Below are 25,382 nucleotides of genomic sequence, written 5' to 3'. Positions count from 1 at the left end.
CAGAACCGAGGTTTTTCCCTTGCGCCGTACCCTCCGCACCTCCCTGACCGCAGCCCTCGCCGGTGCCTGCCTGATGCTGACAGCCTGCGGATCACCGGCGGCTTCCCAAGAACAGGCTGACGCCGGCGTCTCCGTGGTCACGTCCACGAATGTGTACGGAGACATCGTTAAGGCGATCGGCGGCGACAAGGTGGACGTCAAGGCCATCATCACCAAATCGAGCCAGGACCCGCACTCGTATGAGGCCACCGCCCAGGACAGGCTCGCGATCTCCAAGGCGGACCTCGTCGTGGAAAATGGCGGCGGCTACGACGACTTCATCCACAAAATGGCGGATGACAGCAAGATCTCCCACGACAACGTCGTCAGCGCCGTGGAGGTTTCAGGCCTCGCGCCGGAGGAGGCCGGGGGGCACTCGGAAAGCACTGAAGGCGGCCACGCACACGATCACGGCGAGTTCAATGAACACGTCTGGTACAGCGTGCCTGCTATGGGACGCCTGGCCGACGCCGTCGCCACCAAGCTTGGCGCGCTCGCACCCGGTTCGTCAGCGGAATTCACCGCCAATGCCACTGCCTACAAATCGCGGCTGAGTGACCTGGAGGGCAAGCTTGGCGCGGTCAAGGCTGCCCACAGCGCCGCCCGCGTCGCGGTTACGGAACCTGTCCCGCTGTACCTGCTGGAAGCGGCGGGCCTGGAAAACCGCACTCCGGCCGAATACACGGCCGCCATCGAAGAGGGCAGCGATGTGCCTCCGGCAGTGTTGCGGGCCGCGACCCAGCTGGCGGCTTCGCCGGACGTGAGCTTCCTCGCCTACAACGAACAAACCGAAGGACCGCAAACGGAGGCACTGAAAAAAGCCGCCGACGCCGCCGGCGTCCCGGTGGTGCAATTCAGCGAAACCTTGCCCGACGGCAAGACCTACCTGGAGTGGATGACGGACAATGTTGAGAACATCTCTACTGCCCTGGAGAAGAAGAAACCTTGAATCCAGTGATCAGCCTGCGGGACGCTTCCCTGAAGTTCGGCAGGCGGGCGCTCTGGGAAGATCTGAACCTGGACATCCGCCCGGGCGAGTTCTTCGCAGTCCTGGGACCTAACGGGAGCGGAAAGACCAGCTTCCTCAAAGTGCTGCTCGGGCTCCAGGAACTGCATTCCGGCACTGCTTCCCTCGGCGGGCATCCGGTGGAACGGGGGAGCCACCTGATCGGCTACATCCCGCAGCAGAAGCCCTTTCCTCCGGACACACCCATGCGCGCGAGGGACCTCGTGGGGCTCGGCGTCGACGGCCACAGGTGGGGCATCCGGCTTGGAAAAGCAAAGGCAGACCGCCGGATCGATGAACTGCTTGATCTCGTGGGAGCCGCCGAATATGCCAAGGTCCCCGTGGGGCAGCTCTCGGGGGGAGAGCAGCAACGGCTGCGCGTGGCGCAGGCCCTCGCCACTGACCCGAAAGTGCTGCTCTGCGACGAGCCGCTGCTGTCACTTGACCTGCACCACCAGCAGGCCGTCAGTGCACTCATCAATGACCAATGCCATGAGCAAGAGAGCGCCGTGGTGTTCGTGACCCACGAGATCAATCCGATCATCGACTACGTCGACAGGATCCTTTACCTGGCCGGCGGCCGGTTCAGCGTGGGCACGCCCCACGAGGTGATGACCACCGAGGTCCTGTCCGAGCTGTACGACAGCCACGTCGATGTGATCCATGCGAACGGAAGGATCGTCGTCGTCGGACTGCCGGATGCCACAACGCACCACCATGACGATGCCCGCGCCGCAGCGGGAGAGGGCGCCTGATGGATCTGGAAGGCATCCTGCAGTCGGTCTTCAACTTCGAAAACTACGGCGAGCTGCTGGTCCTTGTCCAGAACTCCCTCTGGGCCGGGGCGGTGCTCGGCCTGCTTGGCGGACTGGTGGGCACCTTCGTGATGAAGCGCGACCTCGCCTTCGCCGTCCACGGCATCTCAGAGCTCTCCTTTGCCGGGGCAGCCTTTGCGCTGCTCATCGGCGCCGACGTCGTGTTCGGCTCCCTGATCGGTTCGGTGGCGGCGGCGCTGCTGCTCGGGTTCATGGGCGTCAGGGCACGCGACAAGAACTCCATCATCGGCGTGATCATGCCCTTCGGGCTGGGACTGGGCATCCTGTTCCTGTCCCTCTACGAGGGGCGGGCCGCCAACAAGTTCGGCCTGCTCACGGGGCAGATTGTCTCGGTGGATACGGTGCAGCTGCAGGCGCTGGCCGGAACCGCCATGGTGGTGATGGCCGGCCTGATCTCTATCTGGCGGCCACTGAGCTTCGCGAGCGTCGACCCCGAGCTCGCCGAGGCGCGCGGCGTTCCCGTGCGGTCCCTCGCGCTGGCCTTCATGGTGCTCCTGGGCGTCAGCGTGGCCCTGTCGATTCAGATCGTGGGGGCGCTCCTGGTCCTGGCCCTGCTGATTACGCCGGCCGCGGCTGCCCTGCGCGTGACGTCCTCGCCACGGCTGGTGGTGGTCCTCAGCGTGGTGTTCGCCATGGTCGCCACAGTGGGCGGCATCCTCCTCGCCCTGGGCGGCCGCATTCCCATCAGCCCCTACGTCACCACGCTGTCTTTCCTGATCTACGTGGTGTGCCGGGTCATCGGCAGCGTCCGCGCGAAGCGCGGGCTCAACGGCAGGGTGCTGCGGACCGCCTAACGGCCTGGCAGGCTGCCTCCTACTGCGTAGCGCCGGCCTTCCGCGCCGAGCAGTCGGGGCACAGGCCGTAGATCTCGACGGTGTGCGCCACCTCGGTGTAGCCGTGTTCCTGGGCGGTGCGGGCGGCCCAGGTCTCCACGGCGGGCGCTTCCACCTCCACGGCCTTGCCGCAGCTCCTGCACAGAAGATGGTGGTGGTGCCCGGTGACGGCGCACCGGCGGTAGACGGCCTCGCCTTCGCCGTTGCGGAGCACGTCCACGAGGCCTTCGTCGGCAAGGGACTGCAGGATTCGGTAGGCGGTGGCCAAGGAGACGGAGACGCCCTGGTTCTGCAGGATCCGGTACAACTCCTGGGTGCTCACGAAGTCGTGCAGCTCATCCAGGGCGGCGCTTACCGCCAGCCGTTGCTTCGTGACCCGTTGCTCTTTCCCGCCAGCCGCTACCAGAGGGGTCAGCGGCCTGCCTTCAGCGCTGGCGCCGTGTGGCATGAATGGACTCGCTTCGCTTAGGGATACTTGCGTGTTCAAGATTACCAGCCGGAGGCCCGTGGACACTGATCGGCCGGTTCCCTAGGCTGGCCGGATGAAGCTGACCAAATTCACGCACGCCTGTGTCCGCTTGGAAAAAGACGGACACGTCCTGGCCATTGACCCCGGAGGGTATTCCGAATCCGCCGAGGCGCTCGACGGCGCCCATGCCGTCCTCATCACCCATGAGCATCCTGACCACATCGATGTGGCTGCGGTGACGTCGGCCCTCAAGGACAACCGGGAACTGGAGCTGTTCGCACCGGAGGGTGTTGCGGAAAACCTGCGGAGGGAAGCGCCTGAAGCCGCGTCCCGCGTCCACACGGTTAAGCCCGGAACGTCCTTCGACGCTGCCGGGTTCGGGATCAGGAGCTTCGGCGGGCAGCATGCCCTGATTCATCCGCACGTTCCCGTGGTGGCCAACATCGGCTACCTCGTGGAGGAAAATGTGTACCACCCCGGCGACTCCTTCATCATTCCGGACGGCATCAGCGTCAGGACTCTCCTGGTTCCGGTTCACGCGCCGTGGAACAAGGTCAGTGAGGTGGTGGACTTTGTGATTGGAGTCCGCGCGCCGCGGGCCTTTCCGATCCATGACGGACTGCTCAACGGCACGGGCCTGGACCTCGTGGAAGGCCACGTCAAGCGGCTGGGTGCCAGGTACGGAACGGAGTACGCCCGGCTTTCGGCCCGGGAATCGGTGGACGTCTAGGGGTTCCAGATCCCGGAATCGAAAAACTCCCGGAGGGTTTTTTCATGCGGCTCGGGGTCCAGCCCCTGCGCTGCGAGCCACGCCGGGCTGTAGTAGTTACCCGCATAGCGGTCACCGCCGTCGCACATGAGCGAAACAATACTGCCGCGCTGCCCCTCGGCGATCATCTCCGCCACCAACTGCCAGACTCCCCAGAGGTTGGTTCCCGTGGAGGGTCCCGCATGCAGCCCTGCCAGCGCCCGGAGGTGCCGCATGGCGGCGACGGAGGCGGCGTCCGGCACCTGGATCATGCGGTCGATCACGGTGGGCACGAAGCTGGGCTCCATCCGCGGCCGTCCGATGCCCTCGATCCGCGAGGGGCGGCCGGTGCTGAAGTCAGCAGCTCCGCTGCGCCAGCCCGGGTAGAACGCCGAGTTCTCCGGATCCACCACCGTCAGTCCCGTGTCGTGCCGGTGGTAGCGGAGGTACCTCCCGATGGTTGCGCTGGTGCCGCCCGTTCCGGCACCGACCACGATCCAGCGGGGGACCGGATGCTCTTCCAGCGCGAGCTGCCCGAAGATGGATTCGGCGATGTTGTTGTTGCCGCGCCAGTCCGTGGCCCGCTCGGCGTAGGTGAACTGGTCCATGTAGTGGCCGTTGCTCGTGGCGGCCACCTCTGCCGCGGCCGCGTAAACCTCGGACGCATGGTCCACCAGCAGGCACGCGCCGCCGAACTGCTCGATCAGCGCAATCTTCTCGGGGCTCGTGGTGCGCGTCATGACGGCAATGAACGGCAGCCCCAACAGCTGCGCGAAGTACGCTTCGGAGACTGCGGTGCTGCCGCTGGACGCCTCCACGATGGTGGTGCCTTCGGCGATCCAGCCGTTCACGAGGCCAAACAGGAACAGGGAACGGGCCAGCCGGTGCTTCAGGCTTCCTGAGCGGTGCGTGGATTCGTCCTTGAGGTACAGCTGGACGCCCCAGTGCTCCGGCAGCGGCACCGAATAGAGGTGCGTGTCCGCCGACCGGTTGTTCTCCGCATTGATTTTACGGATGGCTTCGTCAGCCCAGGCCCGGGCGCCGCTGCTTACATTGCTCACCGGATCAGCCTACCGGCGACCGGACAGCCGCGGCGCTAGAGTTGGTGCTGCCGGCAGCGGCCGGTCCAATCCGAAGGAGACCCGGTGGATACCCTCATGGACGTGTCTGCGCTGAACGCCCGGATGGCCTCCGGCCAGCGCACTGTACTGCTCGATGTCCGCTGGGCGCTGGGCGATCCCGACGGCCGGCGGCACTACCTTGACGCCCACATTCCCGGTGCGGTGTACATTGACCTTCCCACTGAGCTGGCCGCACCGGCGGAGCCCGCCCGCGGGCGGCACCCGCTGCCTTCGCTGCCCAGCTTTCAGCGCGCCGCCCGCCGCTGGGGCATCCGTGCAGGTGACGTGGTGGTTGCCTACGATGACGCCGGCAACACATCCGCGGCCCGCGTCTGGTGGATGCTCCGCAACGCCGGATTCCGCAGCGTCTGCCTGCTCGACGGCGGCCTGGCCGCCTGGCGGCGGGCCGGTTTGCCGCTGCAGGGCGGGCAGCAGGAAGCGGTCCCTGGCGATGTGACGCTCACCGACGGCGCCATGCCCGTTATCGACCGCGCACAGGCAGCGGACTGGGCCAACCACGGTGTGCTGCTCGATGCGCGTGCCGGCGAACGGTACCGCGGTGAGGTGGAACCGGTGGACCCCCGCGCGGGCCACATCCCCGGTGCCGTCAGCGCCCCCACCACCGAAAACCTCGACGACGCCGGACGATTCCTTCCGGCACAGGATCTCCGGCGCCGGTTCGCAGGGCTGGGCGCGGGTGCAGAAACGCCGACGGCGGTTTACTGCGGCTCCGGCGTCACCGCCGCCCACCAGGTCGCGGCACTGGAAATCGCGGGAATCCCCGCAGCACTGTTTCCCGGGTCCTTCTCGGAGTGGTCCAACGATCCTTCCCTGCCCGTCGCCACCGGCGCTGGTCCGACTGGCACCGGTCCGACTGGCACTGGTCCGGCAGCGGAGGGTAGCGTCGCAGTATGACTCCTGGACGCCCCGTACCCCCGCCGCTTGCCCTGCACATTCCCCGTGCCGACGAAATTTCTCCGGACACGGCCACGGATGAAACTGCGGGCCTCCCGGAGGGACGCACGGAGGGACGCACGGAGGGACGTTTGGCCGCCGCCCGCGGCGCCGTCTCCAGCACCAGCGGCCTGGTGCCGCTCACGGTGGCGCGGCGCGCCCCGAAGGCGGACGACGTCGAAATCGCCATTGAGTTCTGCGGCCTGTGCCACTCAGACGTGCACGCCACCCGCGGGGAATGGGGCACGCAGAATTATCCGCTGGTCCCGGGCCACGAGATTGTGGGCCGCGTCAGCCGTGTGGGTTCGGACGTGGACGACTTCGCCCCCGGCGACCTCGTGGGCGTGGGCTGCATGGTTGACTCCTGCCGCGAATGTGAAAGCTGCCTTGACGGACTGGAGCAGTACTGTGAGCGGGGCCTGACCGGCACCTATGGTGCGAAGGACGCCCGGAACGGCGATGCCGTGACCCAGGGCGGCTACGCATCGTCCGTGGTGGTGGACCGCCGCTACGTCCTGCGCGTCCCGGAAAACCTCGACCCCGCGGCAGTGGCGCCGCTGCTGTGCGCCGGCATCACCACATTCTCGCCGCTCCGCCACTTCGGCGTCGAGGAAGGCGACGTGGTGGGCGTCGTGGGCCTGGGCGGCCTGGGCCACATGGCCGTCAAGCTCGCCAAGGCCATGGGGGCCGAGGTGAAGGTCTTCACCACTTCGGAGTCCAAGGTTTCGGCTGCCCTGGAACTCGGTGCCGACAGCGTCATCCTTTCCCGCGATGAGGACGCCATGGCGGCCGCTAACCGCAGCATCGACCTGATCATCGACACTGTGGCGGCACCGCATGACCTGAACCCGTTCTTCCGCACGCTGCGCCGGGACGGGGCGCTCTTCCAGCTGGGGCTGCCCTCCGACGCCATGCCGCCGGTGAACCCCGGTGCGCTGATCCGGCGTCGGATCGCGTACGCCGGTTCCCTGATCGGCGGCATCGCGGAAACCCAGGAGATGCTCGATTTCTGCGCCGAGCACGGCGTGGTGTCCGACGTCGAGATTGTCCGGGCGGACCAGCTCAACGACGCGTATGACCGGATGGTCGCGGGCGACGTCAAGTACCGTTTTGTCCTGGATACAACCACGCTGCAGGCACCGTCGGAAAGGGCTGACGCATGAGCACGCTGTTCACCAAGATTCTCAACGGGGAAATCCCCGGGCGGTTTGTCTGGCGCGAACCGGACGTCTCGGCGTTCCTGACCATGGGGCCCCTGGCCGACGGGCACACGCTCGTCGTGCCCACCGAGGAGGTGGACCGCTGGACGGACGCACCACCGGAAACCCTGGCCAAAGTCATGGAGGTGGCCCGCCGCATCGGCGCGGTCCAGGTTGAGACGTTCGGAGCAGCCCGGGCGGGCCTCATCGTGGCAGGCTACGAGATCAACCACATGCACGTGCACGTCTGGCCGTCCAACAGCATGGCGGAGTTTGATTTCACCACCGCGGACCACAACCCGGACCCTTCCCGGCTCGACGCCAACGCGGAAAAGCTCCGCGCGGGGCTCCGCGACGCGGGCTACGGCGAGTACGTACCGGACGCCTAAGCGGCGAGGGCCTTGTTCAGCACGGCACGGATCCGCTTTTCCGAAACGGAGTAGGCGGTGCCAAGTTCGACGGCGAACAGGCTCACCCTCAGTTCCTCGATCATCCAGCGGACCTGGGTGAGCTCTGCCCCCGCCCGGCGGCCGGGCAGCAGGGCCGACACGGCGTCGTCATACTCATCCTCCAGCCGCTGCACCGCGGCCATGTGCAGGGCGTCGCGCTGCACATTCCCCGGCAGTTTCTCGAGGCGTTTTTCGATGGCGGCGAGGTAGCGCGGCAGTTGGCTCAGCTGGGCGTAGCCCGTCCGGGCCACGAATCCGGGAAACACCAGCTGCTCCAGCTGGCTCTTGATGTCGTTGAGCGCGCTGATGAGAGCCAGGCTGGTGGTGCCCTTGAGCTGCCTTTCGATCCGCCGGGTGCTGGCGAGGATGCGTTCCACGACGGCGGTAACACTGAAGACCGTGTCGATCAGCTCCGCACGCACTTGCTCATACAGGGCGTCGAATGAGGCCTTGTCCCACGGAAGCTGCGCCGGGGTGAGCTTGTCGACCGCCGCGAGGGCGCAGTCGGCGATCAGGGCTGACACCGAGCCGTGGGGGTTCTGGCTGAAAGTCAGTTTCTCCGTGTTGTTGAGGTGTTCCAGGACATAGCGGTCCGGCGAGGGCACCCTGAGGGCCAGCAGGCGGATGACGCCGCCGCGCATGGCCTCCTGCCGCTCGGACGCGGACTGGAACACGCGCAGTGCCACGGACGTCCCCTCGTCCACGAGCCCGGGGTACCCGGTCACAGTGTGCCCCTTGACCGTAACGGTGACTTCGCGCTGCACTGTGCCGAAAGACCACTCGGTCAGGCCGGACTGTTCCGTGAAACCCTGTGGTGACTGCGGCCGGTCTTCACGGGCCGGAAGGGCCGAAGCCTGCGAGCCCTTCTTGGGAGTGCGTGGCCCAGCCGTGGCAGGGGTGGCCCCGAGCGATTCCGCGATGGCACGCCGTGTGGCCGGCGCGAGCCGCTCCTGCAGCGCTTCCAGGTCCTTGCCCTCGTCCAGCACCTTGCCGCGGCTGTCCACCACTTTGAAGCTCACGCGAAGATGCTGCGGAACCGCGTTCCAGTTCCAGGAGCCCGGCGGAATGATATGCCCGCGGAGCCGCCGCAGCACCAGTTCAAGGGCAGGCTCAAGATCGTCCCCGGCAGGATCGAAGTCGGCCTCCAACGCCGCTACCGCGTGCCGGGCGACGTCCGGAGCGGGAACAAAGTTCTTCCGCACCTGCTTTGGCAGTGACTTGATAAGCGCGGTGACCAGCTCCACGCGCTGGCCGGGAATCAGCCAGCGGAAGGGGGCGTCCTCGAGCTGGTTCAGGAACAGGACCGGCACCTCGGCGGTGACGCCGTCGGAGGGGTTGGGCGGTGACCCGGGCGCCACCGGGTGGAATTCATAGCTCAGTGGCAGCTCGAAGCCCTTGTGCAGCCAGGTCTTGGGATAGGCGGATTCGTCCAGGGTGTCGGCGTCTTCACTGAGGAGCAGCGATTGGTCGAAGTCAAGGAGGGACGGGTCCTGCTGCCGCGCGTCCTTCCACCACCTGTCGAAGTGCCGCTCCGAGACAACGTCCTTGCCCACGCGGGCGTCATAGAACTCAAAGAGGGTTTCGTCGTCCACCAGCAGGCCACGGCGGCGCATCCTCGCCTCGAGTTCCTCGACTTCCTGGAGCAGCGCGCGGTTGCGGTGGAAGAACTTGTGGTGGGTTTTCCAGTCGCCCTCGACCAGCGCGTGCCGGATGAAGAGCTCGCGGGCCAGAACGGGGTCAACTTTGCCGTAGTTGATCCGGCGCTGGGCGATGATGGGCACGCCGTACAGCGTGACCTTCTCATAGGCCATCACCGAGCCCATCTTCGTGGACCAGTGCGGTTCGCTGTAGGTGCGCTTCACCAGGTCCGGGGCTACCTGTTCGGCCCATGCCGGGTCAAACTTTGCCGCAACCCGGGCCCACAGCCTGCTGGTTTCCACGAGCTCCGCTGCCATGACGAACGTGGGGGATTTCTTGAACAGGGCTGAGCCCGGGAAGATCGCGAAGCGGCTGCCGCGCGCCCCGGCGTATTCGCGCTTGCGCTCATCGAGGATGCCGATGTGGCTCAGCAGCCCGGACAGCAGGCTGATGTGGACGCCCTCGTGATTGCCGACGGGGTCGGCCAGCCGTTTGTTGTCCAGGCTGATGCCCAGGGGCCGGGCCAGCTGCCGCAGCTGGGCGAACAGATCCTGCCATTCGCGGACACGGAGGTAGTTGATGAATTCAGTGCGGCACAGCCGTCGGAACTGGGTGGAGGACAGCTCCTGCTGCTTTTCCTGGAGGTAGTTCCACAGGTTCAGGAAGCCCGTGAAGTCCGAGTTCTCGTCGCGGAAGCGGGCATGCTTTTCCGCGGCCAGCTGCTGCTTGTCGGTTGGGCGCTCGCGCGGGTCCTGTATGGTAAGCGCGGCCGCCAGGATCATGACCTCGCGGACACAGCCGCGTTTTCCCGCTTCTACGATCATCCGGCCAAGCCGGGGATCAACGGGGAGCTGGGCGAGCTTCTGGCCGACGGCGGTCAGGCCTCCGCTCTTGGCGTCCGCTTGTGCGTTTTGCGGTCTAGCGGCAGTCAAGGCACCGAGCTCCCGAAGCAGTGTCACGCCGTCGTTGATAGCCCGCGAGTCCGGCGGTTCCACGAAGGGGAAGTTCTCCACGTCCTTGGGACCGCGGGCCACGCCCATGGCCGTCATCTGCAGGATGACGGCGGCGAGGTTGGTGCGCAGGATCTCGGGATCCGTGAACTGGGGCCTGGACTCGTAGTCCTCTTCCGAGTACAGCCGGATGGCGATGCCGTCGGAAACACGGCCGCAGCGCCCGGAACGCTGGTTGGCCGACGCCTGGGACACACGCTCGATGGGCAGCCGCTGCACTTTGGTGCGGTGCGAGTACCGCGAAATGCGCGCGGTGCCCGTGTCCACGACATATTTGATGCCGGGCACGGTGAGGGACGTTTCCGCGACGTTGGTGGCCAGCACGATCCGCCGGTTGCGGCCGGGGTGGAACACCTTGTGCTGCTCCTGCAGGCTCAGCCGGGCGAACAGGGGGAGGACCTGGGTGCCGGCCAGCCGCCGGTTGGACTGGATACGGGCGTTGAGGGCCTCGGCGGCGTCCCGGATTTCGCGCTCGCCGGAGAAGAAGATGAGGATGTCGCCGGGCGCTTCGAGGGCCAGTTCGTCGACGGCGTCGCAGACGGCGTCGAGCGGGTCGCGGTCCTCCTCGAGTTCGTCGTCGGAGGAGATGTCCTCATCGTCACCCGCAGACGGGCCGCCCGCCGGCTGTGACAGCGGCCGGTAGCGGATCTCCACCGGGAAGGTGCGTCCGGACACCTCGATGATGGGGGAGGGGTCCTCCTCGGTCCCGAAGTGCTTGGCGAACCGGTCCGGATCGATGGTGGCCGAGGTGATGATCACCTTCAGGTCGGGCCGCTGCGGCAGGATCCGCTTCAGGTAGCCGAGGATGAAGTCGATGTTGAGGCTGCGCTCATGGGCTTCGTCGATGATGATCGCGTTGTACTTGCGCAGCAGTTTGTCGCGCTGGATCTCCGCGAGCAGGATGCCGTCGGTCATGAGCTTGACCTTCGTCGAACGGCTGACTTCGCCGGTGAAGCGGACCTGGAAGCCCACTTCCTGGCCGATCTCGACGCCGAGTTCCTCCGCGATCCGCTCAGCCACCGTCCGGGCGGCGAGCCGGCGCGGCTGTGTGTGGCCGATCAGCCCGTTCTCGCCCAGGCCCAGCTCAAGGCACATCTTGGGGATCTGGGTGGTTTTCCCTGAGCCGGTCTCGCCGGCAATGATGGTCACCTGATTGGCCGCGATGGCGGCCATCAGGTCCTCGCGGCGCTCGGAGACCGGCAGCTCGGCGGGGTAGGAGATATGAAAAGTCATGGCTGGAACCAGTCTACTGCGGCAGGCGCGGGCGTTACGGCCTGTTGAGCGGGGCCGCAGACCTGCCGGGGTACGTTGCTGCCAGTCCCGACCGGGACGTGACACCGAGCTTGGAGTAGATCCGGGTGAGGTGGTACTGCACCGTCTTGACGGACACATACAGCTCAGCGGCGGCTTCCTTGTTACTCAGGCCCGATGCGACGAGGTCAGCCACTGCCTTTTCCTGTTCTGTGAGATCCGGCTGGCCCGGACCCTGGCCGGCTGCCGCCCGGCCCGCCCCTCCCGACGTGTCGTCGGGGCTGACGCCGGTGGCGCGCATCTCCCGCAAACAGCGGTCCACATACGCGCCGGCGCCGAGCACAGCGAAGAGGTCGCGGGCCTCTGTCAGGACGGCCGCGGCCTCCCGCCGTTTGCCGGCGCGCCGGAACGACTGCCCGTAGGCGAACTTAACCCTGGCGCGGGCATAAGGCAGGGGAAGTCCGTCAAGCTGGGCCAGGGCGCCCAGGAAGCTGGACCGGGCGGCATCAAGGTCGCCCCTGGCAGCGTGAATCCGGCCCCGGACGTAGGCCAGGCGCGCCCGGCTGGACCGGTGGCCGCGCAGCTCCGCAAGCTGTTCATGGGGGGCCAGGAAGGAGTCCGCTTCCTCCACGCGTCCGACCATCACCAGGGCGTTGGCGTAGTGGTCCTGCCACGGCCAGAACCCCGGTTCATCGATGCCCGCGGCGCGCTGCATGCGCAGCACGGGCGCCAGGGCGCGGATGACGCCGTCGTAGTCCGCCTTTGTTTCGGCCACCTGGGCCTGGGCGAGGGAATACGGCAAGAGCATGGCGGGGTAGCTGTCGCCCGCCGCGGCACCCCGTTCCAGGTGGCCGGCTGCCGCGTCCCAGTTTCCCCGAAGGGCCTGGATCTGGGCGCCGCTCCAGTGCAGCAGCGGCCGCAGCAGTTCAATGCCGGACTCTTCCTGCATGACCACTGCCGCCTGAACCGTCCGCAGCGCCTCGTCCCACGCGCCGAGGGCGAAGTCCGCCCTGGCAAGCCACCCCTGTGCCCACAGCGAGATGCGCTGCGAACCGTGGGCGAATTCCGTGGGGACCGCTCCGGACAGTTCGGCCCTGGCCTCTTCGACCCGGTCCATGGCCAGGTGCAGCCAGCCTTTGCCCATCTCAAGGCGCTGGCGCTGGGCCCCGAGTTCCGGGAGGCCATCCGCATTCCGATAACTCTGCTCCGCCTCGGCATAGCGGCCCACGAAGCCCAGGCCGAGGCCTTCGATGGCCTGCGCCTCCACAGCTGCCGGGCTGCCCGGCGGGGCAAGTCGCTTCGCGCGCTCCGCCCACGTTACGAGGTCCCTGCCATTGAGGCGGGCCAGCGCGTGGAGCACCTGGCGCTGGCATATTCCGGCCGCCGCTCCGGGATCTGTCGCGGAGTCGACGGCGGTCCAAGCCTTGTGGAGCAGCGCGTCCGCCTGCGCCGGACGGCCGTGAAGAATGGCGAGGTGGCCGCGGACGGTCTCGCTCCGCGGGCTGGGCGCGAAGGATTCCAGGGCATCGAGCGCGGCCACGGCCCGGGGCAGCTCGCCCGCCCCCACCATGGCATCCACCGCCCTGACCAGAAGGGATTCGCGGTCCTCGGGCCGCGGATTCAGGCGCGCTGCCTGCACGTAGGCGTCGGCGGCGGGGTGCCAGGCCCCTGTCGAGGCGAAGTCTTCGGCGGAGGCTTCAAGCTCGGCGGCCAGGCCGGAGTCGGGCATCAGGGCTGCGGCGGCCCGGTGCTTCAGCCGCTGCACAGGGGCGGTCACGATTCGGGAAGCGGCAGCGTGCAGTGCCGCACGCCGCGCCGGGCCGAGGTGCTGGTAGACGGCGGCACGGTATACCGGCAGCGGGAATTCCAGCCGGGTCTCCGCACCCGTGGTGCTGACGCGCAGCAGTCCGGCAGCGTGAGCGGCGTCCGCCGCGGCAACGGTGTCGTCGATGCCGGCCAGTTCTGCGGCAAGGGCAAGCTGTGTCCGGATGCCCAGCACCGCCGCCGCCTGGGTCAGCGCCGCACCCTCGGCGGACAGTCGCCGAAGGGCGGCCGCGACGAACGAGACACATCCGGAGGGCGCCGGCAACGTCTCCGTGCTGGCAGACCAGGCGGAGGCAGGAAACTCTTCAAGCAGGGCCCCGATGAGGGATGGACGTCCGCCGGTGTGTTCCACCAGCGCGCGGGCGGCGGGGAGCGGGAGGTCCGGAGCGGCGGTGCCTCGGCCCATGGTCCGGACTTCATCGGGCGCCAGCGGACCCAGCGGGATGGCGGCCGCCCCTGGAAACCGGAGCAACCCGGTGATCCCGGGGTCCGTCGGTCCGGAGCTTGCCTGGAACTTGTGCTGGTCCAGCGGGTCCGCCGCGAACGGCTCCGGATCGAGGGAAAGGATCGTCAGGCAGGGGAGCTGCCCTGCCCGGCGGAGCGCGTAGAGGAGGGCCTGCAGCGAGGGAGTGTCGGCGAGCTCGATGTCGGTGAGGCACAGGATCAGGGTCTGGCCCGTGCCCGTAATAGTCTTCATGGCGGTAAGGAGGGCGTCACCGGCCTGCTGCACGGATTCGGAGAGGTCCCCCTCTCCAGGGCCGGCCGGACTCGCTGCGAGCAGCTGCCGGATGACGCCGAAATCCACGTGCTGTTCCCACAGCGCGCCGGCTGCCCTGAGAACCGTCGTGTCCTGTCGCGCTACGGCAGCGTCGGAAAGGAACGACTCCAGCAGCGTGGTCTTGCCCATGCCCTGGGCGCCGCTGATGACAGCCAGGGAAAGTTCTCCCGCGCGGGCGGACCGCAACAGTCCCAGCAGGTGCCGGGCCTGTGCGGTGCGTGCGCCACGGAAGGGTCCGGCGTCATTGTCAGGCATCGTTTCCAACAGTAGCGGACCGGTTCAGGCCGCCGTCGTCACGATCCCCGGCGACGGCTCCGCCGGGGATGCGGCCCGGTGCTGGCGGACAAAGGCGGTGACAAGGCCGCCGGCCAAGGCGACGCCGGCAAAAACCAGGAAGGCCACGTGGCTGGGGGCAGAGGCGCCCAGCAGGAAGCCGCCCACCAGCGGACCGACGATGCCGCCCAGCCGGCCGAATCCGGCGCACCAGGCGACACCGGCAGTGCGGGCGGCAGTGGGGTAGTAGTTGGACACGAAGCCGTAGACAAGGACCTGGGTTCCCAGGCTGCCCACACCGGCGAAGGCGACCGAGATCAGCAGCACGGGCAGCGGGAAGCTCAACGTCAGCAGCAGAAGGGAGACCGCCGCGATGACGAACGTGGTGGACACGATGGCCTTGGGGCCAAAGCGGTCCGCGGCGCGCGATGCCACCAGGCCGCCGATCACCGCGCCGGCATTGAGGGCCAGCAGGAAGGTCAGCGAGTAGGTCTTTCCGTAGCCGTGCTGCCCCATGATCTCCGGAAGCCAGGTGTTCAGCCCATAGGTGAGCAGCAGGCCGCAGAAACTCATGAGCCCCAGCAGGACGGTCGGCCTGCGATAGGTGCCCGAGGCGAGCGCCGCGAAGCCGGCGAGAGGGCGTCCGTCCTTGCGCACAGCCGGCGGTGGCACGGAGGTGCGGGACAGCGAAGAGGCCGGGCCGCCGTCGGGCGTGCTGTCTTCGAGCGGAATGCCGGTTTTCACGGAGAGGCGGAGTGCCTCTTCGGTACGGCCCCGGGCGAGCAGCCAACGGGGTGATTCCGGCAGCTTCAGGAGTGCCAGCGGAAACAGGATGACCAGGGGGAGGGCGCCGATCAGAAAGAGGCCCCGCCAGTCGGTGATGCCGGTCAGCACGATGGCCAGCAGGGACGCGAGCAGGCCGCCCGCGGGCACGCCCGAGTAGACGATTGCGTTGTAGAAGTTGCGCTTCCCGGCGGGTGCGAACTCGGCCACCACCGCACCAGCGGTGGCAACCAGCGCGCCCACGCCGATTCCCGTCAGGAACCGCAGGACGCCGAACACAGGGACGCTTGTGGCCAGGGCCGTGAAGGCCATGCCGAGGGAGAACCAGACGATGTTGATCAGCATGAGCTTTCGGCGGCCCAGGAAGTCACCCACGGCGCCAGCGGTGAGCGCGCCGACCATGACCCCCATCAGGGCGTAGCTGCCCAGGGCGCCTGCCTGGGCCGGATCCAGCGGACCGATGTGGCTGGGATCGCGCAGCAGCGACGGGACGACGGTTCCGTAGACCACGAGGTCGTAGCCGTCAAAGAGCAGGGCAGCGGCCGCGATGGCCATCACCCAGCGGACTGTTTTGGTGCGGGCCGCATCGGTTGACGGGGTGTCGGTTGTTGAGGGCACACGTGTTGAGGGCAGAGCATTCATGGCGGGCTCCATTGGCCTGGGCCGCGTCATTGCGGCCGATGGGAATACTGCTGGTGGGTGGTTGGTGCCGGCGGGCGCGGGTTAATTCCCGCGGCCGCGCCGGGATCAGCCGAGGTCGCCGCCTGCGACGGCGAGGACACTGCCGGTGATGTAGGAGGCTTCGTCGGAGGCCAGGAAGGCGATCGGTGCGGCCTGCTCGTCGAGGGTTCCGTAGCGCTTCAGAAGCGACGAGCCGATGCTCTGGTCCACGATCTGCTGGTACCAGGCCTTCTCCCTGTCGGTGTCGGGCTGGGGGCCCCGTGCCACTTTGCGCGGCGGTGCCTCGGTGCCGCCGGGCGCGGTGGCCACCACACGGATCCCATGCGGGGCGGCCTCCAGGGCCAGGGCTGCCGTAATGGCTTTCACCCCGCCCTTGGCCGCGGCGTACGGGACCCGGTTGACGCCGCGCGTGGCAACGGAGGCCACGTTGACGATCACGCCGCCCCGCCGGCTGATCATGTGCGGCAGCACCGCCCGGCAGGCCCAGAGGGTGGGGAAGAGGGACCGCTGTATTTCACGGCTGATCTCGTCCGGTTCGTAGTGCTCGAACGGCTTGGCCCAGATGGTGCCGCCCACGTTGTTGATGAGGACATCGATGCGGCCGCGGAGCTGGAGTGCTTCGGTGATGGCGCCGCTCGCGCCGTCGTACCTCTCCAGGTCGGCCGTAACGCCGACGGCGGTCCCGCCGGCTGTGCCCGTTCCGGCTGCGGAGTGATCGGCGGCGAGGGCGGCGGCCGCTTCATGGACGAGCTCGGCACGGTCCACGAGGATGGTGTCGGCGCCTTCGGCGGCCACGCGCGAGGCCACGGCGTGGCCGATCCCTTGGGCCGCTCCCGTGACGACCACGACCTTCCCGGCGAAGCGGCCCGGGCTGACGCGGTTCAAGCGGAGGCCCCTGCCAGTGCCGGCGCTGCGGCGGTGCTTCCGACGGCAAAGCGTTCGTAGTAGAAGTTGGCCGGGGTGATGCCCTGGGCGTCCCAGTACTTGCGCACGGCATCCACCATCGCGGGCGGGCCGCACAGGTACACGTCGACGTCGCCGTCGTTCAGCTGGGCGGCGGTGATGTACTGGGTCACGTAGCCCTTCTTGTCCGCCGTGCTTTCGGGGTCAGCCACGCAGTAGTCGAAGGTGAAGTTGCCGATGGCCTCTGCGTACTGCCGGAGCTTGTCCAGCTCCACGAGGTCCTTGTCGAATGTGACGCCGTAGGCGAGGTGAACCGGGTGGGCCGGGGCCTCTTCAAGTCCTGTGGCGATCTTTTCCAGCATGGACAGCAGCGGTGCGATGCCGGTGCCGCCGGCCAGCATCAGCACGGGACGCTTGATGTCCCGGAGGAAGAAGCTCCCCATGGGGCCGGTCAGGGGGAGCGCATCACCGACGGCGGCGCGCTCCTTGAGGTAGGTGGTCATGGCGCCGTCCGGCGCCGTGCGGATGAGGAAGCGCAGCTCGTCCGACGACGGGCCGCTGCTGAACGAATAGGACCTCACGGCGTCGGTGCCGGGGACCGCAAAGTTCATGTACTGGCCGGGCAGGAACTTGAGGTCCCCGCGGTTCTCCACGGCCAGGGTGACGGCTGCGGTGTTGTCTGCGAACCAGGTCAGTTCCTTGACGGTGGCGTCGAAGGTGGACGCTCCCGCCTTGGCCATCTCGGACGTGCCGGAGATCTGGAGGACGAGGTCGGTTTCCGGAACCATCTGGCACGGGAGGCAAAAGCCCTTCTCGGCTTCGTCTTCCGTGAGCGCCTCGTCGATGTAGTCGCCGCCGTCGTATTTTCCTGATTCGCAGAAGGCCTTGCAGGTGCCGCAGGCACCGTCGCGGCAGTCGAAGGGGATGTTGATGCGGGATTTGTACGCGGCGTCGGCAACCGTTTCGTTCGGGTTTGCGGTGACAAAGCGGGTGACGCCGTCCTCGAAGCTGAGGGCAATCTGGTAACTCATGGGGGCTCGATTCCAGTCGTTTCGGAGGTTTAGATGTGGTAGATGTCCACGACGTGGTGGATGTAGTCGTTCTTCAGGACGACTTTCTTCTTGGTGATGACGGGCTGCGTGCCGGAATAGTCGATGGTGTAGAACGACGTTCCGAAGTACGGATCGATGTTCTGGTAGCGGTAGTAGAGCGTCTGCCAGTTGAAGCGGACGTCTACCTCGCTGCCGCGCCATCCGATGATTTCCACGTTGGTGATGTTGTGGCCGGTGCGCGGTTCCGGCAGGCTCGTGGCGCTGGAGCGGTCCGTCTTGATGCGGAAGACGCGGTCTTCCAGCCCGCCGCGGTTGGGGTAGTAGATGAGCGAAATTTCGCGCTGGGGATCGCTGGTGAGCTGGTCGTCGTCGGCCCAGGCGGGCATCCAGAACTCGGCCTCCGGGTGGTAGCAGTCCAGCCAGCGGTCGAATTCGCGGTCGTCCAGGAACCGGGCTTCGCGGTAGAGGAAGGACCGGATGTCGTCCAGGGTGGCGGGGCCGGACCCGGTGTTCCGGTCTACGTTCACGGTGTCGGTGTCGGTGTCGGTGTCGGTGTCGGTCGTTTGTGTCATGAGGTGCTCCTGCTGTGGTCCGGGCTAGTTGCTTGCTGCTGATTCGACGTCGACCGCCTTGCGCATCGTCTCCACCCAGTAGCCGTGCTGGATGGGGTACAGGCCTTCGTCCTCGGTCCGGGCGCCGCTGGAAATTGGCGTGAGCCCGATCTTGTCGGCATTGGCGTCCGGGCCCTGGATCTGGTGCATCACGCCGCGGCTGAGGTCGTTCCAGGGGGCCGCGGTGGCCAGGTAGGTCTTCTGGCAGGAGCGGAACTCTTCGAGGTCGTCCGGCGTGGCCATGCCGGAGGCGTTGAAGAAGTCCTCGTACTGGCGGATGCGGTTGGCCCGGGCTTCCGCGCTTTCGCCCTTGGGCGCGATGCAGTAGATGGTCACCTCAGTCTTATCGACCGAGATGGGGCGGAAGTGCCGGATCTGTGAGCCGAACTGGTCCATCAGGTAGACGTTCGGGTACAGGCAGAGGTTGCGGGAGATGTTGATCATCCAGTCCGCCTTGGCCTCGCCGTACTTCTCCACGAGTTCGTCGCGGCGGTCGAACAGCGGGCGGTTGGCCGGGTCCAGCCATTCGGTCCAGAGCAGCAGGTGGCCGTGGTCGAAGGAGTAGTAGCCGCCCTTTTGCTTGGCCCAGCCGCCGGCATCCATGTTCTTGGTTTCATTGGCTGACTCGCCCGTGGTACGGCGGGCGGTGGTGGCGGCGTAGTTCCAGTGCGTGGCGGAGACGTGGTAGCCGTCGGCGCCGTTTTCGGCCTGAAGCTTCCAGTTGCCGTCATACGTGTAGCTGGAGGCACCGCGCAGGACTTCCAGGCCGTCGGGGGACTGGTCCACGATCATGTCGATGATCTTGGTGGATTCGCCGAGGTGCTCTTCGAGTGGCTTCACATCCGGATTGATGCTGCCGAAGAGGAACCCGCGGTAGCTTTCGAACCGTGCCACCTTCGTGAGGTCGTGCGAACCCTCCTTGTTGAACTGCTCCGGATAGCCGGCCTCGCGGGGGTCCTTGACCTTGAGCAGCTTGCCGGTGTTGTTGAAGGTCCAGCCGTGGAAGGGGCAGGTGAACGTGGTGCGGTTGTCCGTCTTGCGCCGGCACAGCATCGCCCCGCGGTGGCTGCAGGCGTTGATGAGGGCGTTCAGTCCACCCTGCTTGTCACGCGAGATGATGATCGGCTGGCGGCCGATGTAGGTGGTGAAGTAATCGCCCACGTTGGGGATCTGGCTGTCGTGGGCCAGGTACACCCAGTTGCCCTCGAAGATATGCTTCATTTCCAGTTCGAACAGGTCCTCGTCCGTGAAGATGCTCCGTTTGGCGCGGTAAACGCCGTTCTCGTGATCCTCCACGAGGGCCTGGTCAAGGTGGGCTCGGATGCCCGCCAGCGTCTCTGTCATGTTGGCTCCTATCAATGTCGGGCAGCGTTGCCCGTGTGCCGGGATCTGGGCCCGTGCGGACCGCCGAACGTTCGGTCGGTCAATCGAATGCAGCCAACTCTGCCAGCGGGTGGCGCCCGTCACACTAGGCATTTGCCTAGGCCTGCCTAGGCGCTTATTGAGACTTCAAAAGTCTCAAAGTAGGGTAATTAGATATTTGTTGAATACTAGTTTCAGGCCTACGCTGTTGAACAAACAACCATTGACGTGGCACAGACCACACAGCGAAGGAGCGGACCGGCATGGAACTGCGGCACTTGCGTTATTTCGTTGTGCTGGCTGAAACCTGCCACTTCGGGCAGGCCGCCGAGCGCCTGAAAATGGCACAGCCACCGCTGTCCCAGCAGATCCGGCAACTGGAGGCCGAGCTCGGAACGGAGCTTTTTGCCCGGACCACCAGAAGTGTGAGCCTGACCCCGGCTGGCGAGGCATTCCTCGCCGATGCGCAGCGCATCCTCAGCAGTGTCGAGGAAGCCGCCCGCCGGGCGCGCCGGTTTGCAGACGGAAAGGCCGGAACGCTTCGCATCGGACTGACGGGGACCGCGTCCTACACCCAGCTTCCTGTCCTGGCGCGGCTGGTCAAGGAGCAGCTCCCCGAGGTGGTGCTGGACATCCACACCGAGATGCTGACGCCGGCCATTGAACTGGCCCTGGCCGCCGGGGAACTCGACGTCGGCGTCCTCCGGCCGCCCGTCCGGGATCCAGGACTGGAAGTGCGGCCAATAGCGCGTGAAAAGTTCGTGGTCGCCCTGCCGAACGGCCACCGCCTGGCTGCCGCGGACAGCCTGACCATTGGCGAGCTCCGGGCGGAGGATTTCATCATGTACCCGGCGGGCTCCCGGTCGGTCGTCCATGAAGCGGTCATCCGCGCGTGCCGTGCGGCGGACTTCTACCCCCGAGTGGTCCACGAATCCGCTAAGACGTCCACCCAGCTGTCACTCGTCGCGGCCGGGCTTGGCGTCGCCGTCCTGCCGGAATCAGTCCGCGGCATCGCCCTGGCCGGCGTCCAATACCGGGCTGTGTCCGGCGCGGACGACGTCGAGCTGGCGCTGGCCTGGTGCCGCACCGGCCCGTCGCGGCTGATCGACTCGTTCCTCGCCACTCTCGAGGACAACAACATATTCCTTGACTCAAGCAACCCCGGAGGACCTCCGTGAAAATCACGTCCATCGAGGCGATTCCGTTCGCCATCCCCTATTTGAAGCCCTTGCGCTTCGCCAGCGGAGAGGTGCACACGGCATCGCATGTGCTGGTCCGTGTCCACAGCGACGACGGCATCGTCGGTGTTGCAGAGGCGCCGGCGCGACCCTTCACCTATGGTGAAACGCAGGAATCCATCGTGGCCGCGATCCGGACGCTGTTCGCGCCCCAGCTTGCGGGAATGTCCATCCTGGACCGCGAGGCAATGCATGCCGTCATGGACAGGACCGTCGGGAACCCCACCGCCAAGTCGGCGGTGGACATGGCGGTCTGGGACGTCATCGGCAAGACCCTTGGCCAGCCCGTTACGTCACTGTTGGGCGGCTTTTCCGACAGCATGCGCGTCAGCCACATGCTCGGCTTCGCCGAACCCGCCGTGATGGTGGCCGAGGCAGAGCGCATGCGCGACACCTACGGGATCACCACCTTCAAGGTGAAGGTGGGCCGCAGGCCGTACGGCCTGGACGTCGATGTCTGCCGCGCCCTGCGTGAGGAGCTCGGCAGTGGCATCGAACTGTACATCGACGGCAACCGGGGCTGGACGCCGTCGGAATCCCTGCGCGCCCTCAACGCCATGGCGAATCTTGACCTCACGCTGGCCGAAGAGCTGTGTCCGGCGGATGACGTCCTCGGACGCAAATGGCTGGTGGATCACTGCCCGGTTCCGTTCGTGGCGGACGAGAGTGCCACGAACCCCGCGGAAGTGACCCGTGAACTGCTCAGCGGTGCCGCTAATGCCGTCAGCATCAAAACGGCACGTACGGGGTTCTCGCACTCCCAGCGTGTGCTGTTCCAGTGCGACGGCCTGGGCGTCGAGGTGGTGATGGGGAACCAGATTGACGGTCAGCTCGGCACCCTGTGCACCGTCACCTTCGGCGCGGCCTTCAAGTCCACCACCCGGCGCGCGGGGGAGCTCTCCAACTTCCTCGACATGAGCGATGACCTCCTGGCTGAGCCTCTCGAGATCGTGGACGGCCGGCTCGCGGCCCGGCAGGTCCCGGGGATCGGGACAGAGATCGATCCCGAAAAACTGGCCAAATACCGGCTCGACCTCAGCAACTGACCTGATACCCAGCTCCACTCCATCCAACCAAAACCCCGCGGCGCCCGCACTGAGGCAGGCGCCGGCTGCAGAAAGTGAGTCGACGATGACAACCCACCTGAGCGAATTCGATGCCAAGGCCGCCGAGTCCGGCAACGCCGCCACGGAGCGCTTCCGTGACAGCGGCAAGACCGCGGCGCTCGCCGTTCCCAAAGAGCGCGTGTCACTGCTGGCGAACGAGGTTCTTGGCGCGGTCTACGACGCCATCCGCAAGCACAAGGTGACCTACGACGAGTTCAACGCCCTCAAGGCCTGGCTGATCGGCGTGGGCGAGGACGGCGAATGGCCGCTGTTCCTGGACGTCTGGGTGGAGCACGTTGTCGAAGAGGTCGCCACGGAGGACCGCGAAGGCAACAAGGGCACCATTGAAGGACCGTACTATGTGCCGGGTTCGCCGCAGCTCGACACTCCCGCCACCCTGCCCATGCGGGAAGACGAAGGCGGCACGCCGCTGCTGTTCCAGGGCCAGGTCCGTGCCGTTGACGGCACCCCGCTTCCTGGCGCGCACGTGGAAATCTGGCACGCGGACGACAACGGTTTCTACTCCCAGTTCGCGCCTGGCCTGCCGGAGTGGAACCTGCGCGGCACTGTTGTGGCGGACGCCGCAGGCAACTTTGCCTTGAACACCGTGCAGCCCGCTCCGTACCAGATTCCCACCGACGGCGCCTGCGGCAAGCTGATCGCGGCGGCAGGCTGGCATGCCTGGCGCCCGGCCCACCTCCACCTGAAGGTCTCCGCCCCCGGCTACCAGTTGCTGACCGCACAGCTCTACTTCGACGGAGACCAGCACCTCTCGGACGACATCGCCTCGGCCGTCAAGCCGGAGCTCGTCCTGAGCCCGGCGGAACGTCCGGACGGCACCGGCAACGAGGTCACGTACGACTTCGTCCTGGACGCCGAACGCGTCTAGCCCGCGATCAGCGAACACCAATAGGAAGGGGCAACCCCGTGCTTTTTGCCGTGCGTATGGACGTCAGCGTTCCGCAGGACATGGACGCGCAGGCCAAGGCTGAACTGCTGGCCGCCGAGAAGGACTATTCGCAGGACCTGCAGCGCAAGGGTGAGTGGCAGAGCATCTGGCGCTGCGTGGGCGAATACGCCAACATCAGCATCTTCGACGTTGCGGGCAACGAACGCCTGCACGAGATTCTCTGGGGATTGCCGCTCTTCCCCTACATGACGATGGATATCACGCCCCTGGCGGAACACCCTTCGGACATCTCGCTGGACTGACGCCCTGTAACAGCAATGGACCCGGCTCGTGTGAGCCGGGTCCATTGCTGTTGGCGGTGGGTTGTTGGCGGTGGGTTGTTGGCGGTGGGTTGTTGGCGGTGGGTTGTTGGAGGGAGCGGGCACGCCTAGAAGTTGCGCACCGTGTAGTTGCGGCTGGGCAGGTCCAGCGCGGACCAGTCCCGGATCGAGTATTCCGGCGGCGTGTGTCCGCGCCCGTCCCGCACGACGGCGGTAAGGGACGCAACCACTGAGACGAGGATCAGGACAACGAGGGCGATTCCGAAGATTTCCATACCTCTATGGTTCTCTTGGGGAGGGTAGGAAAGAAGTGGCAGAAATGCCCAAAAAGGACAAATTTCTGCCATACTGGATGCATGCTCAAATCAGTGGCAGTGATTGCGGTTCCCAACTTCTCGATCTTCGAGTTCGGCACCGCGTTTGAGGTGTTCGGTATCGACCGTTCGGACCGCGGGACGGGTGTGCCGAAGTTCGATTTCCGGGTCTGCACGCCCGTGCCGGGAGACATACCGCTGAAAACCGGCCTCACTATGAACGTGAGCCTGGGTCTTGAGGCCGCAGCGGATGCAGACCTCGTGGTGATGGCGCCGTACGGCCGTGAGGAAGACGTTCCGGAGGAAGTCCTCGAGACCCTTCGCGCCGCCCATGAACGGGGCGCCTGGGTCATGTCCATCTGCTCCGGTGCCTTTGCCCTGGCACGGGCAGGTCTGTTGGACGGGCGCCGCTGCACCACGCACTGGCATTATTCGGGTGAACTGGCAGCGAAGTTCCCCAAGGCGTTGGTGGATGAGAACGTCCTGTACGTCCAGGATGGCAAGATCATTTCCAGCGCCGGAACGGCGGCAGGGATCGATGCGTGCCTCCATTTGGTCCGTGTCGAGTTTGGCGCCGCGGTGGCGGCAGCCATAGCCCGGGACATGGTGGTTCCGCCACACCGCGACGGCGGGCAGGCCCAGTTCATCGACCGCCCCATGCCGGAATGCGGCTCGCAGCCCATGGAGGAACTGCTGCGGTGGATGGTCCAGAACCTGGATGACGAACATCCTGTCCACGAACTCGCCGCCCGCGTGCACATGTCGCCCCGGACCTTTGCCCGCCGCTTCCGTGCCGAGACGGGCGCCACGCCGGCTGCATGGCTGAATTCCCAACGGGTGCTGAGGGCGCAGGAACTGCTTGAATCCACCGAGCTGAACATCGACGAAGTGGCCAGGCAGTCCGGATTCGGCCACCCCGTGCTGCTCCGCCACCACTTCGCCAAAGTGCTGGACACCAGCCCGCAGTCATACCGCAGGGCGTTCCGCGGCCAGTTGACGCCGGCTGGCTAGGTCTGTCGCGCGACTGAGGTAGCCCGGCGGGCAGCGGAACGCTTAAATGTCAGACCCCACAGCGACACTTGAGTTATGGACGGTAATGGGGGGTCTGAAGCGGTTCCGGCCGCAGCGGGGTGCGGTTGCGCCGACAGCTGCTCTCAGGCGACGGCAACGGACGATGCGGCCCTAGCCCTGTCCGGAGGCGCGGCCGCTCTGTGCGGAGGCGCGGCCGCTCTGTGCGGGGGGATGGCCGAGCAGGAGGGTGCCCGGCTGATTGATGAGATCCGGGCACTGGAAGTGGAAAAGTCTGCCTTGGCTGCCCGCCAGGCCCGCTTGACCGTCGCATTTGATCAGTTGCAGCGCCGGCAGCAGGCCGACGCCGGGATCCCTGCTGATGAGCTCGGGGCGGGCATCGGAGCGCAGATCGCCCTGGCGCGTGGCGAATCCCCGGCCAAGGGGAACCGGTTGTTGGGCCTGGCCAAGGCCCTGGTGGCCGAGATGCCGCACACGCTCGCTGCCGTGGAGACGGGGCAGCTTAACGAGTGGCGGGCCACGTTGCTGGTGCGCGAAACGGCGTCCCTGTCCGCCGCGGACCGGTCCAGCGTCGATGAGGAACTCGCCCCCGACACCGGAACGCTGACCGGTGCAGGAGACCGGGCCGTCGTGGCCGCCGCCCGG

22 protein-coding genes and 1 pseudogene are annotated in these 25,382 nt (G+C 66.7%); 13 read left to right on the top strand and 10 right to left on the bottom strand.

The window, feature by feature from the left end:
- The first annotated feature begins 19 nt into the window (after positions 1 to 19).
- From JYA52_RS20950 to JYA52_RS20940, 3 genes are read left to right on the top strand one after another with little or no spacing between them, the layout of a single operon-like run.
- Positions 20 to 988: a metal ABC transporter solute-binding protein, Zn/Mn family gene (locus JYA52_RS20950; protein WP_240460648.1), complete on the top strand. Its 969-nt coding sequence runs from the start codon at positions 20 to 22 to the stop codon at positions 986 to 988.
- Complete coding sequence (locus JYA52_RS20945) at positions 985 to 1,800, top strand: metal ABC transporter ATP-binding protein (protein ID WP_205655321.1); 816 nt, start codon at positions 985 to 987, stop codon at positions 1,798 to 1,800. The genes JYA52_RS20950 and JYA52_RS20945 overlap by 4 nt, the downstream gene beginning before the upstream one ends.
- On the top strand, positions 1,800 to 2,675 hold the full coding sequence (locus tag JYA52_RS20940) for a metal ABC transporter permease (protein ID WP_205655320.1): 876 nt from the start codon (positions 1,800 to 1,802) through the stop codon (positions 2,673 to 2,675). The genes JYA52_RS20945 and JYA52_RS20940 overlap by 1 nt, the downstream gene beginning before the upstream one ends.
- A 19-nt stretch (positions 2,676 to 2,694) precedes the next feature.
- Here JYA52_RS20940 and JYA52_RS20935 read toward each other — a convergent pair whose 3' ends face one another.
- A complete protein-coding gene (locus tag JYA52_RS20935) occupies positions 2,695 to 3,162 on the bottom strand; it encodes a Fur family transcriptional regulator (RefSeq protein ID WP_240460647.1) in 468 nt (155 codons plus the stop codon).
- 94 nt (positions 3,163 to 3,256) lie between these two features.
- Here JYA52_RS20935 and JYA52_RS20930 point away from each other — a divergent pair, with 94 nt between their 5' ends.
- Complete coding sequence (locus JYA52_RS20930) at positions 3,257 to 3,913, top strand: MBL fold metallo-hydrolase (protein ID WP_205655319.1); 657 nt, start codon at positions 3,257 to 3,259, stop codon at positions 3,911 to 3,913.
- Here JYA52_RS20930 and JYA52_RS20925 read toward each other — a convergent pair.
- Positions 3,910 to 4,992 carry a PLP-dependent cysteine synthase family protein gene (locus tag JYA52_RS20925; protein ID WP_205655318.1) on the bottom strand — a complete coding sequence of 361 codons (1,083 nt, stop codon included), beginning with the start codon at positions 4,990 to 4,992 and terminating at the stop codon, positions 3,910 to 3,912. The genes JYA52_RS20930 and JYA52_RS20925 overlap by 4 nt on opposite strands.
- 84 nt (positions 4,993 to 5,076) lie before the next feature.
- Between JYA52_RS20925 and JYA52_RS20920 the strand changes: the two genes are divergently transcribed.
- Genes JYA52_RS20920 through JYA52_RS20910 form a run of 3 tightly spaced genes read left to right on the top strand, consistent with a single transcriptional unit; the run spans position 5,077 to position 7,594 of the window.
- On the top strand, positions 5,077 to 5,967 hold the full coding sequence (locus JYA52_RS20920; RefSeq protein WP_205655317.1) for a sulfurtransferase: 891 nt from the start codon (positions 5,077 to 5,079) through the stop codon (positions 5,965 to 5,967).
- Complete coding sequence (locus JYA52_RS20915; RefSeq protein ID WP_240460646.1) at positions 5,964 to 7,169, top strand: NAD(P)-dependent alcohol dehydrogenase; 1,206 nt, start codon at positions 5,964 to 5,966, stop codon at positions 7,167 to 7,169. Before JYA52_RS20920 ends, JYA52_RS20915 begins: the two co-directional genes overlap by 4 nt.
- Positions 7,166 to 7,594, top strand: coding sequence for an HIT family protein (locus JYA52_RS20910; protein ID WP_205655316.1), 429 nt, complete (start codon positions 7,166 to 7,168; stop codon positions 7,592 to 7,594). The genes JYA52_RS20915 and JYA52_RS20910 overlap by 4 nt, the downstream gene beginning before the upstream one ends.
- On the opposite strand, the gene hrpA is transcribed toward JYA52_RS20910, so the two are convergent.
- The 7 genes from hrpA to benA all read right to left on the bottom strand — a co-directional run bounded on the left by hrpA (position 7,591) and on the right by benA (position 19,802).
- The gene (hrpA, locus tag JYA52_RS20905) at positions 7,591 to 11,535 is read right to left on the bottom strand and encodes an ATP-dependent RNA helicase HrpA (RefSeq protein WP_205655315.1); all 3,945 of its coding nucleotides are present in this window, start codon (positions 11,533 to 11,535) and stop codon (positions 7,591 to 7,593) included. The genes JYA52_RS20910 and hrpA overlap by 4 nt on opposite strands.
- 34 nt (positions 11,536 to 11,569) lie before the next feature.
- On the bottom strand, positions 11,570 to 14,410 hold the full coding sequence (locus JYA52_RS20900; RefSeq protein WP_205655314.1) for a helix-turn-helix transcriptional regulator: 2,841 nt from the start codon (positions 14,408 to 14,410) through the stop codon (positions 11,570 to 11,572).
- A gap of 24 nt (positions 14,411 to 14,434) precedes the next feature.
- Positions 14,435 to 15,853, bottom strand: a complete 1,419-nt coding sequence (locus JYA52_RS20895) for an MFS transporter (RefSeq protein ID WP_205655313.1) — start codon at positions 15,851 to 15,853, stop codon at positions 14,435 to 14,437.
- A gap of 105 nt (positions 15,854 to 15,958) precedes the next feature.
- The gene (locus tag JYA52_RS20890) at positions 15,959 to 16,777 is read right to left on the bottom strand and encodes a 1,6-dihydroxycyclohexa-2,4-diene-1-carboxylate dehydrogenase (protein ID WP_205655312.1); all 819 of its coding nucleotides are present in this window, start codon (positions 16,775 to 16,777) and stop codon (positions 15,959 to 15,961) included.
- A complete protein-coding gene (gene benC / locus JYA52_RS20885; RefSeq protein ID WP_205655311.1) occupies positions 16,774 to 17,826 on the bottom strand; it encodes a benzoate 1,2-dioxygenase electron transfer component BenC in 1,053 nt (350 codons plus the stop codon). Before benC ends, JYA52_RS20890 begins: the two co-directional genes overlap by 4 nt.
- 29 nt (positions 17,827 to 17,855) lie before the next feature.
- Entirely contained in the window at positions 17,856 to 18,419 is a 564-nt protein-coding gene (benB, locus tag JYA52_RS20880; protein WP_205655310.1) for a benzoate 1,2-dioxygenase small subunit, read from the bottom strand.
- Between the two features lie 24 nt (positions 18,420 to 18,443).
- Positions 18,444 to 19,802, bottom strand: a complete 1,359-nt coding sequence (gene benA, locus JYA52_RS20875) for a benzoate 1,2-dioxygenase large subunit (RefSeq protein WP_205655309.1) — start codon at positions 19,800 to 19,802, stop codon at positions 18,444 to 18,446.
- Between the two features lie 281 nt (positions 19,803 to 20,083).
- Between benA and JYA52_RS20870 the strand changes: the two genes are divergently transcribed.
- The 4 genes from JYA52_RS20870 to catC all read left to right on the top strand — a co-directional run bounded on the left by JYA52_RS20870 (position 20,084) and on the right by catC (position 23,376).
- Positions 20,084 to 20,998 (top strand): LysR family transcriptional regulator, encoded by a 915-nt coding sequence (locus JYA52_RS20870; RefSeq protein WP_205655308.1) that lies wholly within the window; start codon positions 20,084 to 20,086, stop codon positions 20,996 to 20,998.
- Complete coding sequence (locus JYA52_RS20865; RefSeq protein WP_205655307.1) at positions 20,995 to 22,104, top strand: mandelate racemase/muconate lactonizing enzyme family protein; 1,110 nt, start codon at positions 20,995 to 20,997, stop codon at positions 22,102 to 22,104. Before JYA52_RS20870 ends, JYA52_RS20865 begins: the two co-directional genes overlap by 4 nt.
- 85 nt (positions 22,105 to 22,189) lie before the next feature.
- Positions 22,190 to 23,053 carry a catechol 1,2-dioxygenase gene (gene catA / locus JYA52_RS20860; RefSeq protein ID WP_205655306.1) on the top strand — a complete coding sequence of 288 codons (864 nt, stop codon included), beginning with the start codon at positions 22,190 to 22,192 and terminating at the stop codon, positions 23,051 to 23,053.
- Positions 23,054 to 23,091: 38 nt separating this feature from the next.
- Positions 23,092 to 23,376, top strand: coding sequence for a muconolactone Delta-isomerase (catC, locus tag JYA52_RS20855; protein WP_205655305.1), 285 nt, complete (start codon positions 23,092 to 23,094; stop codon positions 23,374 to 23,376).
- A 125-nt stretch (positions 23,377 to 23,501) separates the two neighbouring features.
- Here catC and JYA52_RS20850 read toward each other — a convergent pair whose 3' ends face one another.
- Positions 23,502 to 23,669, bottom strand: a complete 168-nt coding sequence (locus JYA52_RS20850) for a hypothetical protein (protein ID WP_205655304.1) — start codon at positions 23,667 to 23,669, stop codon at positions 23,502 to 23,504.
- Positions 23,670 to 23,750: 81 nt separating this feature from the next.
- On the opposite strand from JYA52_RS20850, the gene JYA52_RS20845 reads away from it, so the two are divergent.
- Positions 23,751 to 24,719, top strand: coding sequence for a helix-turn-helix domain-containing protein (locus tag JYA52_RS20845; RefSeq protein ID WP_205655303.1), 969 nt, complete (start codon positions 23,751 to 23,753; stop codon positions 24,717 to 24,719).
- Positions 24,720 to 24,950: 231 nt separating this feature from the next.
- Positions 24,951 to 25,382 (top strand): annotated as a pseudogene (locus JYA52_RS20840) (HNH endonuclease); the annotation flags it as partial.

It is taken from the genome of Arthrobacter pascens, from assembly GCF_017052465.1.
Lineage (GTDB): Bacteria > Actinomycetota > Actinomycetes > Actinomycetales > Micrococcaceae > Arthrobacter > Arthrobacter pascens.
The sequence above is the reverse complement of the archived record's forward strand: the minus strand, read 5'-3'. Positions and strand labels throughout refer to the sequence as shown.

What these genes read in the sequence shown, in the direction of transcription:
- JYA52_RS20915 (WP_240460646.1), top strand. Translation starts at nt 5,964, where the DNA reads ATGACTCCTGGACGCCCCGTACCCCCGCCGCTTGCCCTGCACATTCCC.
- benC (WP_205655311.1), bottom strand. Translation starts at nt 17,826, where the DNA reads ATGAGTTACCAGATTGCCCTCAGCTTCGAGGACGGCGTCACCCGCTTT.
- JYA52_RS20845 (WP_205655303.1), top strand. Translation starts at nt 23,751, where the DNA reads ATGCTCAAATCAGTGGCAGTGATTGCGGTTCCCAACTTCTCGATCTTC.
- JYA52_RS20930 (WP_205655319.1), top strand. Translation starts at nt 3,257, where the DNA reads ATGAAGCTGACCAAATTCACGCACGCCTGTGTCCGCTTGGAAAAAGAC.
- catA (WP_205655306.1), top strand. Translation starts at nt 22,190, where the DNA reads ATGACAACCCACCTGAGCGAATTCGATGCCAAGGCCGCCGAGTCCGGC.
- JYA52_RS20910 (WP_205655316.1), top strand. Translation starts at nt 7,166, where the DNA reads ATGAGCACGCTGTTCACCAAGATTCTCAACGGGGAAATCCCCGGGCGG.
- JYA52_RS20935 (WP_240460647.1), bottom strand. Translation starts at nt 3,162, where the DNA reads ATGCCACACGGCGCCAGCGCTGAAGGCAGGCCGCTGACCCCTCTGGTA.
- JYA52_RS20870 (WP_205655308.1), top strand. Translation starts at nt 20,084, where the DNA reads ATGGAACTGCGGCACTTGCGTTATTTCGTTGTGCTGGCTGAAACCTGC.
- JYA52_RS20900 (WP_205655314.1), bottom strand. Translation starts at nt 14,410, where the DNA reads ATGCCTGACAATGACGCCGGACCCTTCCGTGGCGCACGCACCGCACAG.
- JYA52_RS20895 (WP_205655313.1), bottom strand. Translation starts at nt 15,853, where the DNA reads ATGAATGCTCTGCCCTCAACACGTGTGCCCTCAACAACCGACACCCCG.
- JYA52_RS20850 (WP_205655304.1), bottom strand. Translation starts at nt 23,669, where the DNA reads ATGGAAATCTTCGGAATCGCCCTCGTTGTCCTGATCCTCGTCTCAGTG.
- benA (WP_205655309.1), bottom strand. Translation starts at nt 19,802, where the DNA reads ATGACAGAGACGCTGGCGGGCATCCGAGCCCACCTTGACCAGGCCCTC.
- hrpA (WP_205655315.1), bottom strand. Translation starts at nt 11,535, where the DNA reads ATGACTTTTCATATCTCCTACCCCGCCGAGCTGCCGGTCTCCGAGCGC.
- benB (WP_205655310.1), bottom strand. Translation starts at nt 18,419, where the DNA reads ATGACACAAACGACCGACACCGACACCGACACCGACACCGACACCGTG.
- JYA52_RS20940 (WP_205655320.1), top strand. Translation starts at nt 1,800, where the DNA reads ATGGATCTGGAAGGCATCCTGCAGTCGGTCTTCAACTTCGAAAACTAC.